We start from the raw sequence: 13,040 nt of genomic DNA on the forward strand, positions 1-13,040 counted from the left end.
CGGTGAGCGGTGCGGCCGGGGCCCGGGGACCGTCCCCGGACCGGCGCCGTACCGCCGCACTCCGACCCCCGACTGGGAGGCACGTCACGATGACGACCGGTACCGAAGCACCCCGCATCGTCCTGGATCCCTTCGTCACCGACCTGGACGCCGAGAGCGCGGCGCTGCGCGCGGCCGGTCCGCTCGCCGCCGTGGAGCTGCCGGGCGGTGTCCCGGTGTGGGCCGTCACCCACCACGCCGAGGCGAAGGCGCTGCTCACCGATCCGCGCCTGGTGAAGGACATCAACGTGTGGGGTGCCTGGCAGCGCGGGGAGATACCCGCCGACTGGCCGCTGATCGGCCTGGCCAACCCGGGCCGCTCGATGCTCACGGTCGACGGCGCCGACCACCGCCGGCTGCGCGCCCTGGTCGCGCAGGCGCTCACCCCGCGCCGGGTGGAGCGGCTGCGGGAGCGGATCGAGCACCTCACCGAGGGGCTGCTGGACGCGCTGCCCGCGGACGGCGGGGTGGTCGACCTGAAGGCGGCCTTCGCCTACCCGCTGCCCATGTACGTCGTCGCCGACCTCATGGGGATCGAGGAGGCCCGGCTGCCCCGGCTGAAGACGCTGTTCGAGAAGTTCTTCTCCACCCAGACCCCGCCCGCCGAGGTGCTCGCGACCCTCACCGAGCTGGCGGGGATCATGGCGGCGACGGTGGCGGCGAAGCGGGCCGAGCCCGGTGACGACCTGACCAGCGCGCTGATCCTGGCCTCGCAGGACGGCGACCGGCTCACGGACGAGGAGATCGTCTCCACGCTCCAGCTGATGGTGGCGGCCGGCCACGAGACGACGATCTCGCTCATCGTCAACGCCGTCGTCAACCTCTCCGCCCACCCCGGGCAGCGCGATCTGGTGCTGTCCGGGAAGGCCGAGTGGTCGGCGGTGATCGAGGAGACCCTGCGCTACTCGACGCCCACCTCGCACGTCCTGATCCGGTTCGCGACCGAGGACGTGCCGGTCGGCGACCAGGTGATCCCGGCCGGGGACGCGCTGATCGTGTCGTACGGCGCGATCGGCCGCGACGAGAACGCGCACGGTCCGACCGCCGGGGAGTTCGACCTCACCCGCGAGCCGGTCAACCGGCACATCTCCTTCGGTCACGGCCCGCACGTCTGCCCCGGTGCGGCCCTGTCCCGGCTGGAGGCGGGTGTCGCCCTGCCGGCGCTCTACGCCCGGTTCCCCGGGCTGGACCTGGCGGTCCCTGCGGCAGAGCTGCGCAACAAGCCGGTGGTGACGCAGAACGACCTGTACGAGCTGCCGGTGCGCCTGAACCCGTGACCGCGCCGTCCCGGGAGCCCCGGCCGGCACCGGCCCGGCCGGGGCTCTCGCCCACAAGGCGCCCCAGGCGGGGTGAGCGTCCCTTGTGGCGGCCCGGGAACCGTAGGAGAGTGACCGCCGGCGTGGAAGAACGCACCGTCCAGTGAGAGGGAAACCGCATGGCCACCGAGGAGTCCGACCCGCCCGAGGACGCGGATTTCCGGCGCGTGGACTCGCTGGCGCGGGAGATCTTCTCCGACGTGGCCAACAAGTGGGCGTTCCTGATCATCGAGGCACTCGGTGAACGCACGCTCCGGTTCAGCGAGTTGCGCGACGCGGTCGAGGGCGTCAGCCACAAGGTGCTCACCCAGAACCTGCGCATGCTGGAGCGCAACGGCCTGGTCAGGCGTCAGGTGCACCCCACCGTCCCGCCACGGGTCGACTACACCCTCACCGGCCCCGGCCAGGGTCTGCGCGCCACCGTCCACGGCATGTGTGCGTGGACCCGCCGGCACCTGGGCGCCATCGAGGCCGCCCGCCACCACTTCCACGCCTGACGTGCGGTCCGCCGGGGCATCCGCCCGCCCGGCTTGACTTCGAGAGCGCTCGAACCCGTAGCGTCACGGCCGGTGCGCGGGGGATGCGCGTGCCCGGTCCTTCCCACGGGATGCCGGGTGCCCGGATCCGTCGCTAGATGGAAGCAGTCCCTCGCGCCCGGAGAAGGACGGACCAGCTCACGGAAGGAACTTCCATGCACCAGCGCAGCCTGCGGGAACTCCAGGTATCGGCCATCGGACTCGGATGCATGGGGATGTCCGCTTTCTACGGCTCCGCCGACCGGGCCGAAGGCATCGCCACCATCCGGCGCGCCCTCGACCTCGGCGTCGACTTCCTGGACACCGCGCAGCTCTACGGCCCGCTCACCAACGAGTCGCTGGTCGGGGAGGCGGTCAAGGGACGCCGCGACGAGTATGTGATCGCGACGAAGTTCAACTACCGGATGGACGACGCCGTACCCGGCGACATCAGCACGATCGGCCCGCAGGACGGCTCCGCCGAGCATGTGCGCAGCTCGGTGCACGGCTCGCTGCGGCGCCTGGGCACCGACCACATCGACCTGTACTACCAGCACCGTGTCGACCCCGAGGTGCCCATCGAGGAGACGGTCGGCGCGCTGGGCGAGCTGGTCGCCGAGGGCAAGGTGCGCTACATCGGGCTGAGCGAGGCGAGCGCGGAGACCATCCGGCGCGCCCACGCCGTCCATCCGGTCACGGCGGTGCAGAGCGAGTACTCGCTGTGGACGCGGGACGTGGAGGCCGAGGTGCTGCCCGCCTGCCGGGAGCTGGGCATCGGCTTCGTGCCGTACTCGCCGCTCGGCCGCGGTTTCCTCGCGGGCCGGTTCTCCTCGCCGGACGAGCTGGACCCGAACGACTTCCGCCGGACGAACCCGCGCTTCACGGACGCCAACCTGGAGGCGAACCGGCGGCTGGCGGAGAAGGTGAAGGAGATCGCCGCGGAGAAGGACGTCACCCCGGCCCAGCTCGCCATCGCCTGGGTGCTGGCCCAGGGCGAGGACCTGGTGCCGATCCCCGGCACCAAGCGGCGCGCCTACCTGGAGCAGAACGCCGCCGCGGTCGACATCGAGCTGACCCCGCAGGACCTGGCCCGCATCGACGCCGAGCTGCCCGAGGCGGCGGGCGAGCGGTACGACGAGGCGGGGATGCGCTCGGTCAACCGCTAGCCGGCCCCCGGAAGGGGGCTGTGAGGAAACCCACGCGCGGGCCAACCGCCGTAGCGCGCGGGGGGTTTGCCGGGACGGGGGCGCGGCCGGGGGCCGGTGTGGCGATGACCGGGGTGTCCCGTCTGCCAGCATGGTCGGCGCCCTTGACCAGGCGGCCCGGCCGTGCAGCACAGCCGGACCCTCGGGCTCCGCCGGTCTCTCTTCCCCCGCCTGGTTGTCGAGTATCCCGCCGTGCCCCGTGCCTCCGCCCTGCCCACGTCCGCGCCCGCCCAGGCCCCGGCCTCGCACGCACCGTGGCGCTCCCTGCGCCACCGGGGCATGCGCTGGTGGTCGGCGGCGAACTTCGTCTCCAACGCCGGTACGTGGATGCAGCTCACCGTGCAGAACCTGCTCGTGCTGCACCTCACCGGCTCCGCGGCGGCGACCGGTCTGTCCATGTCCGTCCAGGCGGCGCCCGCGCTGTTCGTGAGCCTGCTCGGCGGCGCGGCCGTGGACCGCTGGCCCCGGAAGACGACGGTCGCCGTCAGCCAGGCCCTGCTCGGCGCGGTCGCCTTCAGCACGGCGCTGCTCGTGGCGGCGGGCCGGATCGACATGACGGCACTGCTGGTGCTGGCCGCCGTGACCGGTGTCATCGCCACCGTCGACGGCCCGGCCTGTGCCCTGCTCGGCAACGATCTCGTGCCCGCGGCGGACGTGCCGTCGGCGATCGGGGTGGGCGCGCTGGTGCACGGCGCGGGCCGGCTGACCGGCACCGCGCTGGCCGGGGTGACCGTCGGCTTCCTCGGCACGGGCGCCGCGTACGCCGCCAACGGGCTGTCGTTCCTGTGCGTGGCCGCAGTGGTGCCGTTCCTGCGGCCGGCTCCCGGGGCCGCCGGGGAACCGGCGGCCGGGCCGCGGCCGGCCGCGGCGCGCGCGGAGACGACCGTGCGGGAGGGTCTGTCCTTCTTCCTGCGCAGCCCCCGCCTGGTCGCCCTGGCGGGCATCACCGGGCTCAGTTCCGTCTTCGGCCGCAATTACGGCCTGACCCTGGCCGTCCTGGTCACCGGGCCGCTGGCGGGCAGCGCCGGGGCGTTCGGCACGGTCTCCACGGTGCTGGCCGTCGGCGGCATCCTCGGCGCGGTCCTCGGCGCCCGGCTGCGCGCGCCCTCGGTGCGGACCGTGGGCCTCCTCGCGGCGGCGGGCGCCCTGCTCCAGGTGGTGGCGGGGCTGTCGCCGTCGCTGGCCGTGCTGCTGGTCCTGGTGCTGCCGATGGCGGTCGTGGAGTCGGTCTCCGACACCGCGGGCACGGCCGTGCTCCAGACCGATCCGCCGCCGCGGCTGCGGGGCCGGGTACTCGGCGTGTGGAGCAGCGTCGGCACGGTGTGGAGCCTGGGCGGACCGCCGCTGCTGGGGCTGCTGATGGAGTGGGCCGGGGCGCGCGGCGCCCTGGTGGCGGGCGGGCTGCTGATCGCCGGACCGGTCGGCGCGGGCCTGCTGGTGCGGCGCGGCCGGGGCGGCCCGGTGCCGGTGGCGCTGCCCGCGAAGGACGGCGACGTCACCGGCCGCGCGGCCCTCGGCACGGCGGCCTGACGGGCCCCGCCCGGCGTCAGGCGGTCCGGCCGGGCAGGTGGTACACGTGGAACGCCTGCCCGATCACCGGCTGGGCGACGTTGCGCACGCGCACGCCCCCGCTGGTCATGCCGTGCTCGGTGCCCGCGTGGGCGTGGCCGTGCACGGCGAGGTCGGCGCCGCCGGTGTCGATCGCCTCGGCGAGCAGATAGCTGCCGAGGAACGGGTAGATCTCCAGCGGTTCCCCGGCGAGGGTCTCCGGGACGGGCGAGAAGTGGGTCAGCGCGATCCGTACGGCGCAGTCCTGCTCCTCCAGTTCCTTCAGGGCGCTGTGCAGGCCCTCGGCGCAGCGGCGGGAGTAGCGGACGAACTCCTTCATGAGGGGTTCGCCGAACTCCCCGGCGCAGCGGCCGACGAAGCCGCCGCCGAAGCCCTTGGTCCCGGCCACCCCGATCCGGACGCCGTCCGCGGTGACGACGGCGGACTGTCCTTCGAGGACGTGGGCTCCCGCTTCCTCGAGGATCGCGGTGACCTCCTCGGGCCGCTCGTCGTGGTGGTCGTGGTTGCCGAGGACGGCGACGACGGGCACCCCGAGGTCCTTGATCTCCCGGGCGACGACGGCCGCCTCCTCCGGTGTGCCGTGCCGGGTGAGGTCGCCGGCGAGCAGCAGGACGTCGGCGCACTGGGGCAGGGTCTCGAAGGAGGGGCGCAGCGTGCCCTGGCTCTCGGGGCCCATGTGGATGTCCCCGACGGCCGCGACGCGGATCATGTCAGGTCCTCTCCGTGGTCGGGCGAGGAGGTTCCGGCGATGAGCAGGTCACTGTGGACCGGATGTCCCGCCAGTTGCTCCCGGGCCATGCGCAGGATGTCGTCCCGGCACTGGGCGGACGGCACGGTGCCGGTGAGCAGGACGGCGTCGCCGCGCAGTTCCAGGCGTACGCCGAGTTCGCCGAGGTCTCCGGAGGCGAGCCGTTCGGCGAGGTGGGCGACGCGGTAGTCCAGGCTCCCGGCCGTCTGCGGGGGCGGGCTGGTGTCGGTCATGACTGCCCCTCCCGGGGTTCGATCACGTTCAGCCGTTCGAGCAGGAACAGGAACGCGGCGGGCATGGGTTCGTCGCCGCAGGCCGCGCGGACCGCGTCCCAGTCGACCTTCTCGCGGACGGCGCGGGCCACCGGCAGGACCGATCCGAAGTCGCAGTAGTGCTCGGAGAAGGCGTGGATCAGGCTCTGGATCAGGTCGGTCGGGCTGAGCACGGGCATCAGGACCGAGTCGACCGGCAGGACGTGGGCCCGTTCCAGCATGTCCCGGGTGACGGGCCGGTGGGCCAGCGCGAAGATGATGTCGACGTTCTGGCCGTGGCTGGTGGTCTTCAGCAGCCAGTCCTCCGGCGGGGTCCGTACGCCGAGCCCGGCCTCCCGGAGGGTGGCGGCCACCGCCTCCGCGTCGTCGGGCAGGATGGCGAAGTCGGCGTCGTGCTGGAGGTAGCGGCTGCCGCCGTGGGCGTAGACGGCCACGCTGCCGGCGAGCGCGAAGGGATGGCCCGCGCGTTTCAGGAGCGCGCCGATGTGTTTGGCGGCCTCCAGGATCGCCTGGCTGCGGTCCTGGGGCAGCTCCGCCGGCTCGGCCGCGTGCGCTGGCTCGGTGTCGGCCGCATGCGGCGCCTCCGGAGCGGGCGGGAGCGGCGGCTGCGCCGGCCGTACCGGTCCCGGGGCGGGCGTGCGGACCGGCTGACCGGGTCCCGGAGCGGGGGGCGGCGCCGGCTTCACCGGTCCCGGGGCGGGCGCGGGCGTCGGCTGCACGGGTCCCGGAGCGTGGGTGAGCGCGGGCCCGGACGGCTCCGGGGCGTGTGCGCCCGTCGGCTGCCGTGGCTCCGGAGCGGGCGCCGGCTCCCGGTCCGGTCCGTCCGTGGCGAGCCGGAGTTCGGTGACCTCCGGTCGCCCCACGGGCGCGGTGTCCTCCCCGTTGTGCGTCATGACCTCTCCATTCGCACCCTGACTTCCCCGGGCGGCCGGTCGGCCCGGGGAGCTACGGGTACCCGGCGCCGCGCCCGCGACACCGGGTGCTACGGAGGTTCACTCCTCCACGACGAGCGCCGGGGTGCCGGCGGTGAGGGTCCGTCCGTGGAAGAAGGCCGGGGCGCGGCGCCGCATCACCAGCATGATCACCACGCCGAGGAGCAGCAGGCCGACCCCGATGACGAAGACGGAGCCGACGCCGAGGACGGCCGAGCCGCTGCCGTAGGCCGGGTTCCACATGTCGTAGAGGGTCTTGCCGAACACGGCGGTGAGCAGCAGGCCGCCGAGGACCGGGAAGAAGCCCTTGAAGAGGGCGTCGCGGGCGGAGCGGGTGAGCTCGCGGCGGAAGAACCAGGCGCAGGCGAACGCGGTGAGCGCGTAGTAGAAGCAGATCATCAGGCCGAGGGCGTAGATGGTGTCGACCAGGACGTGCTCGCTGAGCAGGGACATCACCGTGTAGAAGGCGCCGGTGGCGACGCCGGCGGTGACGGTGGCCCGGCCGGGGGTGCGGAACCGCTCGTGGACGCGGGCGTAGGAGGCGGGCAGCGCCTGGTACGTCGACATGGCGAGCACCGTGCGGGCGACCGGGATGAAGGTGGTCTGGAGGCTGGCGGCGGCCGAGGCGAGGACGGCGGCGAAGAGCAGGATGCCGAGGGCGTGGCCCATGACCGGTCCGGCCAGGGCGGCGAAGACGTTGTCGGAGGTGGCCGGATCGGCCAGGCCCAGGCCCGAGGTGCCGGAGCCGACGGCCATCTGGGCGGCGACGCCGGTGGTGAGGTAGGAGCCGACCAGGACGGCCATGGCGATCAGGGCGGCCCGGCCGGGCGTCTTCTCGCTGCCGACGGTCTCCTCGTTGGCGGTCAGGCAGGTGTCCCAGCCCCAGTACATGAAGATCGACAGGGAGAGTCCGGCGCTGAAGGAGGCGAAGGAGTCCACCGCGAACGGGTTCAGCCAGGACCAGGAGAAGTCGGTGTGGCCGGGGAAGGCGCCGGCGCGGGCCTTCTGCAGGGCCATGACGACGAAGAGGGCGAGCACCACGAGCTGGAGTCCGACCAGCGCGTACTGCACGCCCTTCGTGGTGGTCATGCCGCGGTAGCTGATCGCGGTGGCGGCCGCGATCAGCGCCAGACAGGTGAGGATGTGGACGGCCTTGTGGGCGTCGAGGCCGGCGACCGCGTCGCTGCCGGTGATCTCCCCGGCCAGCAGCCACAGGTAGGAGGTGGCGACGCCGGCGAGGTTGGACAGCACGATCACGGTCGCGATGACCAGGCCCCAGCCGCACATCCAGCCGACGTGCGGGCCGAACGCCTTGACGGTCCAGGTGAAGGAAGTGCCGCAGTCGGGCACCGCCTTGTTCAGTTCCCGGTAGGCGAAGGCGACCAGCAGCATCGGCAGGAAGCCGGCCAGGAAGACGGCCGGCATGTGCAGGCCGACCTCGCCGGCGGTGGAGCCGAGGGTGGAGGTGAGGCAGTAGACCGGGGCCACGGTGGAGACACCGATGACCGCGCTGCCCAGCAGGCCGATGGAATTGCCGCCGAGGCCCTTGCCCCGCACACCGTCGCCGGTTGCCGTGTCGGGGGCGTCCGGCCTCATCGCCGTCTGTGTCATGACACAGGACGCTAAATGCTGCGATTTCGGTTGAGGGCGGTACAGAAGGAACCCGGAAAACCTTTGATTCGCAGGCTCATCGAGCAAACCGACCGGTATTTGAACGGTAGATTACGCTAGCCGATCCAAAGGATGAAGGCAACGTGGCGACTGTCCACCATTCGGGAAACGAAGGGCCGTCCGGAATATCCCGTTCCCGTTCTTTCCCTGTGACGTGCGCCACTACCGCCGTCGGCGCACCCTGGGAGGCATGACCTCCCGGCCCGGGCACACGGCACCGCGGCGGCCATGGCGGTCGGCCCACGCGCTGCTCGTGCTCCCGGTCGCGCTCATCGTGGTGATCACCGTGGTGGACATGCGGACGCCCGTCGACGTCCACCTCGGACCGGCCCTGGTGATCGCCCCCGCGCTCACCCCGTCCTTCGCCGGCCCCCGGACCACCGCGGGCGTCGGCGCCCTCGCGGTCGCCGCCCAGGTCCTCCTCGGCGTCACCCACGGCGGGCTCGGCACCACCAACCACGTCGTGCAGATCGTCACCCTCACGCTCCTCGTGGTGCTCACCGTCCTCTACAGCGCCCTGCGCGAGCGCCGGCAGGCCCAGCTTGCCCGGGTCCGCACGGTCGCCGAGGCCGCGCAGCACGTCCTGATGTGGCCGCTGCCCGAGCGCCTCGGCACGCTGCGGATCGCCTCGCTGTACCTGGCCGCCGAGGACGAGGCCCAGATCGGCGGCGACCTCTACGCGGCGGCCCGGTGCGACGGCGCCGTGCGCGTGCTGATCGGCGATGTGCGGGGCAAGGGGCTGCCCGCGATCGGCGAGGCCGCGCTGCTGCTCGGCGCCTTCCGGGAGAGCGCGCACCGCCGGATCCCGCTGACGGAGCTGGCCGCCGCGCTGGACCGGAGCATCACCCGGTACGCCGCGGAGCTGGACCCGCCGGAGGAGCGGGGCGAGCGGTTCGCCACCGCGCTGCTCGTGGAGATCCCGGACGGGGAGCCGGTCACCCGGCTGACCAGTTGCGGCCATCCGCCGCCGCTGCTGCTGGGCCCCGGCCACGTCGTCACGGTCCCGGGCCTGCACCCGTCGCCGCCGCTCGGCGTGTACGACGGCGCCGCGCACACGCTCGACGTCCTCTCCTTCGGACCGGGCGACACGCTGCTGCTGTACACGGACGGGGTGGTGGAGGCGCGGGACGGGCGCGGCCGGTTCTATCCGCTCGCCGAACGGGTGGCGCGGTGGACCGGGGACGGCCCCGAGGCGCTGATGCACCACCTGCGGCGCGATCTGCTCGCCCACGCCGGCGGCCGGCTCGGCGACGACGCCGCGCTGATCGCCCTGTACCGCTCCCCCGCCGGACGCCGCCACCACCTCCCGCACGGCGACCCGACGCGGCCCGGCTGACCGGCCGTAGCGCTCACCCGTCCGTGCGGCGACCGGCGCGGCCCGGCTGGCCGGCGGAACGTCCACCCGTCCGTGCGGCGGTGTTCAGCCGGGAGGGTGGCCCGCCCGGCGAGGCGCCGGAGAGAAACCGTGGCGGGATCCGACGCCGACGACTACGGCGGTGACGTCGTCCGGACGGCGTCGGCCGTGCCCGCTCTCACGGCCCTCTCCCCCGGCTACGGCTTCCCGCAGGACGGCGGGGCCGGCGATCCCGGCCGGGTGCGGTGGGTCACGGCCGGCCGGGGCATGCGGCTGCCGCGCGCGGTGCCGGTCGTGGCCCCGCCCCGAATGGGGCGGGGCGGGGCCGTCCCCGGTTCAGCCGGCCTGCTTCAGACCGGTGATCTTCAGGGTCTTCAGGTCCGACTGGACGTCGATCCGGCTGACCTGCGGGTGCGGACCGTCACCCCAGGTGAGCGTGACCCGGCTGGTGGCGTGGCCCATGCCGGAGCCCGTGTAGGCCACCTTCCACTTCACCGGCACGTTCTGGGCGAACAGGATGCCGTCGGCGTGCTCCTTCTTCTCGAAGGCGGCCACGGACTTCTGCGCCGCCGCGGAGAGGTAGAAGCCGCGCAGGGCCTTGGCGGTCGCTGCGGCGCCGGGTTCGTCGGCGGCCCAGACGGCGTCGATGTAGGCGCCGTAGAAGTCGGTCACGCGCTGGCTGACGTTGCGCGGATCGCCCTGCGCGGACGACACGGCGGCGGCGCGGGTGGTGTGGCTCGCGGAGGCGCCCGCGAGGGCGGGCGTGACGGCGGCCAGGGTGAGGCCCGCGGTGAGGGCCGCGGCGGTCAGCAGGGTCTTGCGGTTGCGGACGGACATACGTTTCGTTCCCCCGGATTCTGCGCGACCGGGCCATCCCGGTCACCGACGGTCCCTAAGACCGTATTCCGCGCGCTCCGGTTCCGCTTCCCCATGGTCCGTTCGGGTCAATTCGCCCGTTGGGGGGCACGGGCCGGAGGGGCGGGCCGGGGGCGCCGGCCGCCGTGCCCGTCGTACGGACGGGACGGGGCCGGGGTCCGGGAGGTGGGTCGGACCCCGGCCCCGGGTCTGTCAGGGCTTGCGGGCGACCGCGCCGTACATGGCGATGTCCTCGTCCCGGATGCCCTGTTCGCCGCTGCCGTCGGGGTGCCAGTGGTGCACCTGGACGATGCCGGGCTCGACCAGGTCGAGGCCGGCGAAGAACTCCTGGGCCTCGTCCACGGTGCGCAGCCGCATCGGCATGTTCCGGGCCGCGTACTCCCGGGCGACCCGGCCGACCTCCTCGGGCGCGAACTCGGCCGTGCCGATGGACATCGCCAGGTAGCTGCCGGAGGGCAGCGGCTCCAGCAGCCGCCGTACGACGCCGACCGCGTCGTCCGCGTCCAGCATGAAGTGCACGATCGCGATGACCGTGAGCGCCACGGGCCGGTTCAGGTCCAGGGTCTCGCGCAGCTCGGGGGCGTCCAGGATGGCGGCCGGGTCGCGGAAGTCGGCTTCCAGGTACGCGGTCCGGCCCTCGGGGGCGCTGGCCAGCAGGCCCTGGGAGAGGGTGAGCACGATCGGGTCGTTGTCGACGTAGACGACACGCGACTCGGGCGCCACGGCCTGCGCGATCTCGTGCAGGTTGGGCGAGGTCGGGACGCCGGTGCCGATGTCCAGGAACTGGCGCACACCCGCCTCCCGGGCGAGCCAGCGCACGGCGCGGTTCATGAAGTCGCGGTTGGCGCGCATGTGCACCGGGAGCGCGGGCCACTCCCGGGCCATCGCGTCGCCCGCCTCCTTGTCGGCGGGGTAGTAGTCCTTGCCGCCGAGTATGTAGTCGTAGATGCGGGCGCTGTGGGCGTTCTCGGTGTCGATCCGGTCGGCCGGCCATCCGTTGTCGGGCAACGCCGTGTCTCCCATTCGGTCGGGGTCGGGGCTCGCGCCCGCGGGTGCGTCCGCGAGCGCGGTGGCGCGTGGAGGAGGGGTGTGGCGGGCGGTACGGGCGGCGGCTCACCACTCCTTGCGCAGTGCGGCGAGCAGGGCCTCGGTCTTCCGGGCGGGCGCGGCCTGGGCACTGAGCCGGTCCAGGGCCTCCCGGTAGACCACGACCTCCTCGGACTTGTCGAGGTACACCGCCCCGGCCAGACCGGTGAGGTAGGCGACGTCGGGCAGTTCGCGGGCCCGGAACCGGAACAGGTGGAAGGCGCCGGCCCGCAGGGCGGGGTGCGGGCCGTTGGCGAACGGCATGAGCTGCACGGTGACCTGGGGCAGCCGGCTCAGCTCGACGAGGTGGTCGATCTGCGCGCGCATCACCTCGGGGCCGCCGACCGGCCAGCGCAGCGCGGTCTCGTCCATCACCACCCACAGGCGCGGCGGGGCCGGCCTGGCCAGCAGTTGCTGGCGGCGCAGGCGCAGCGCGACGCGGCGTTCGACGGTCTCCTCGGTGGCGTGCGGCTCCGCCGCGGTGAGCAGGGCGCGGGCGTAGTCCTCGGTCTGGAGCAGGCCGTGCACGAACTGGTTCTCGTACGCGCGGATCTGCTGGGCCGCCTGTTCCAGGCTGAGGTAGGCGGCGAACCAGTCCGGCATGACGTCCCGGTAGGCGTGCCACCAGCCGCGCTTGTTGGCCTCGCGCACGGACTGCAGGAAGGTCTCGATCTCCTCCTGGTCCGTGACGCCGTAGACCCGCAGGAGTTTCTCGGCGTCCGCGAGCCGCAGCCGCGCCACCTTGGCGGCCTCCATGCGGCGGATCGTGGAGTGGCTGACCCCGATGGCCGCACCCGCCTCGGCATAGCTGAGGCCGGCCCGGACGCGCAGCCCGCCGAGCTGTCTGCCGAGGATCATGCGCAGCACGGAAGGTGCGCCGCCCCAGTCGGTCTCCGCGGTCACGCCCACCCCCTCGTCAGCTCCCGGGATCACCCTCGCACGGGTCCGGTACGGCACCCATTCGATCACGTCGTGGCGAATGCAGCATGCACGTCGCCACTTGCAAATTTCAACTTGTCGGTTGCGGTGCCCGGTTGGCAGGTGCCAGAGTGGGCGCACTGCTCCAGCGGGCAGAGCAGGCAGCCGGGCGGACGGTACGGAGTCCGCCGCCCCGGTGGCCGCGAGCCCGCTCGTGCACGGCCGGACGAGAGGAAAGGCGCATGGCTCGGCCCTCTCCGCTCCGACCGCTCCCCCACCCACCGCTCCATCCCCGACGGCTCCGCCGCCCGGCCGGTCCCTACCGGCCGGGGCGTTCCGCCCCGGCGCGCCCGGACCCGTACCCGGTCGCGCCGGCGTCCCGGCACCGGGCGGCGGAGACCGTGCTCCACCCCGGCGGGACACCGGACGACCGGCCTCCACGCCGGACGCCGGACCCGGCCCGCCGCTCCGGACCACCCGGAGGCGAGCGTCCTGGTCGACTCCCTGGGCCCTACGGCCCCGACCGGCTCGCCTCCGGG

Annotated in this window: 12 protein-coding genes; 5 read left to right on the plus strand and 7 right to left on the minus strand. The window is 73.7% G+C overall.

The features are described from left to right. The first annotated feature begins 89 nt into the window (after window positions 1-89). The 4 genes from ACZ4SV_RS05155 (at window position 90) to ACZ4SV_RS05170 (ending at window position 4,605) form a co-directional block, all read left to right on the plus strand. On the plus strand, window positions 90-1,316 hold the full coding sequence (locus ACZ4SV_RS05155) for a cytochrome P450 family protein (protein WP_397934874.1): 1,227 nt from the start codon (window positions 90-92) through the stop codon (window positions 1,314-1,316). 158 nt (window positions 1,317-1,474) lie between these two features. Next, window positions 1,475-1,852 (plus strand): winged helix-turn-helix transcriptional regulator, encoded by a 378-nt coding sequence (locus tag ACZ4SV_RS05160; protein ID WP_468001531.1) that lies wholly within the window; start codon window positions 1,475-1,477, stop codon window positions 1,850-1,852. A 194-nt stretch (window positions 1,853-2,046) separates the two neighbouring features. After that, complete coding sequence (locus tag ACZ4SV_RS05165; RefSeq protein WP_365880170.1) at window positions 2,047-3,036, plus strand: aldo/keto reductase; 990 nt, start codon at window positions 2,047-2,049, stop codon at window positions 3,034-3,036. A gap of 318 nt (window positions 3,037-3,354) precedes the next feature. Then, window positions 3,355-4,605, plus strand: coding sequence for an MFS transporter (locus ACZ4SV_RS05170; RefSeq protein WP_365941753.1), 1,251 nt, complete (start codon window positions 3,355-3,357; stop codon window positions 4,603-4,605). Between the two features lie 16 nt (window positions 4,606-4,621). On the opposite strand, the gene ACZ4SV_RS05175 is transcribed toward ACZ4SV_RS05170, so the two are convergent. The 4 genes from ACZ4SV_RS05175 to ACZ4SV_RS05190 all read right to left on the minus strand — a co-directional run bounded on the left by ACZ4SV_RS05175 (window position 4,622) and on the right by ACZ4SV_RS05190 (window position 8,207). Continuing rightward, complete coding sequence (locus tag ACZ4SV_RS05175) at window positions 4,622-5,353, minus strand: metallophosphoesterase family protein (RefSeq protein WP_468001533.1); 732 nt, start codon at window positions 5,351-5,353, stop codon at window positions 4,622-4,624. Next, window positions 5,350-5,625: a BON domain-containing protein gene (locus ACZ4SV_RS05180; RefSeq protein ID WP_365884276.1), complete on the minus strand. Its 276-nt coding sequence runs from the start codon at window positions 5,623-5,625 to the stop codon at window positions 5,350-5,352. The genes ACZ4SV_RS05175 and ACZ4SV_RS05180 overlap by 4 nt, the downstream gene beginning before the upstream one ends. Further along, window positions 5,622-6,350 carry a nucleotidyltransferase family protein gene (locus tag ACZ4SV_RS05185; RefSeq protein WP_468002471.1) on the minus strand — a complete coding sequence of 243 codons (729 nt, stop codon included), beginning with the start codon at window positions 6,348-6,350 and terminating at the stop codon, window positions 5,622-5,624. Before ACZ4SV_RS05185 ends, ACZ4SV_RS05180 begins: the two co-directional genes overlap by 4 nt. Window positions 6,351-6,656: 306 nt before the next feature. Next, window positions 6,657-8,207 (minus strand): APC family permease, encoded by a 1,551-nt coding sequence (locus ACZ4SV_RS05190; RefSeq protein ID WP_365884203.1) that lies wholly within the window; start codon window positions 8,205-8,207, stop codon window positions 6,657-6,659. 250 nt (window positions 8,208-8,457) lie between these two features. On the opposite strand from ACZ4SV_RS05190, the gene ACZ4SV_RS05195 reads away from it, so the two are divergent. Then, window positions 8,458-9,603, plus strand: a complete 1,146-nt coding sequence (locus ACZ4SV_RS05195) for a PP2C family protein-serine/threonine phosphatase (RefSeq protein ID WP_468001536.1) — start codon at window positions 8,458-8,460, stop codon at window positions 9,601-9,603. Between the two features lie 354 nt (window positions 9,604-9,957). On the opposite strand, the gene ACZ4SV_RS05200 is transcribed toward ACZ4SV_RS05195, so the two are convergent. The 3 genes from ACZ4SV_RS05200 to ACZ4SV_RS05210 all read right to left on the minus strand — a co-directional run bounded on the left by ACZ4SV_RS05200 (window position 9,958) and on the right by ACZ4SV_RS05210 (window position 12,486). Continuing rightward, complete coding sequence (locus ACZ4SV_RS05200) at window positions 9,958-10,458, minus strand: hypothetical protein (protein ID WP_365883667.1); 501 nt, start codon at window positions 10,456-10,458, stop codon at window positions 9,958-9,960. Window positions 10,459-10,689: 231 nt separating this feature from the next. Continuing rightward, window positions 10,690-11,505 (minus strand): SAM-dependent methyltransferase, encoded by an 816-nt coding sequence (locus ACZ4SV_RS05205; RefSeq protein WP_468001539.1) that lies wholly within the window; start codon window positions 11,503-11,505, stop codon window positions 10,690-10,692. A gap of 105 nt (window positions 11,506-11,610) precedes the next feature. Then, window positions 11,611-12,486 (minus strand): helix-turn-helix domain-containing protein, encoded by an 876-nt coding sequence (locus ACZ4SV_RS05210; protein ID WP_468001541.1) that lies wholly within the window; start codon window positions 12,484-12,486, stop codon window positions 11,611-11,613. Window positions 12,487-13,040 lie beyond the last annotated feature (554 nt).

The sequence above is a fragment of the Streptomyces sp. NPDC027672 genome, from assembly GCF_055566335.1.

What these genes read in the sequence shown, in the direction of transcription:
- ACZ4SV_RS05155 (WP_397934874.1), top strand. Translation starts at nt 90, where the DNA reads ATGACGACCGGTACCGAAGCACCCCGCATCGTCCTGGATCCCTTCGTC.
- ACZ4SV_RS05160 (WP_468001531.1), top strand. Translation starts at nt 1,475, where the DNA reads ATGGCCACCGAGGAGTCCGACCCGCCCGAGGACGCGGATTTCCGGCGC.
- ACZ4SV_RS05165 (WP_365880170.1), top strand. Translation starts at nt 2,047, where the DNA reads ATGCACCAGCGCAGCCTGCGGGAACTCCAGGTATCGGCCATCGGACTC.
- ACZ4SV_RS05170 (WP_365941753.1), top strand. Translation starts at nt 3,355, where the DNA reads ATGCGCTGGTGGTCGGCGGCGAACTTCGTCTCCAACGCCGGTACGTGG.
- ACZ4SV_RS05175 (WP_468001533.1), bottom strand. Translation starts at nt 5,353, where the DNA reads ATGATCCGCGTCGCGGCCGTCGGGGACATCCACATGGGCCCCGAGAGC.
- ACZ4SV_RS05180 (WP_365884276.1), bottom strand. Translation starts at nt 5,625, where the DNA reads ATGACCGACACCAGCCCGCCCCCGCAGACGGCCGGGAGCCTGGACTAC.
- ACZ4SV_RS05190 (WP_365884203.1), bottom strand. Translation starts at nt 8,207, where the DNA reads ATGACACAGACGGCGATGAGGCCGGACGCCCCCGACACGGCAACCGGC.
- ACZ4SV_RS05195 (WP_468001536.1), top strand. Translation starts at nt 8,458, where the DNA reads ATGACCTCCCGGCCCGGGCACACGGCACCGCGGCGGCCATGGCGGTCG.
- ACZ4SV_RS05200 (WP_365883667.1), bottom strand. Translation starts at nt 10,458, where the DNA reads ATGTCCGTCCGCAACCGCAAGACCCTGCTGACCGCCGCGGCCCTCACC.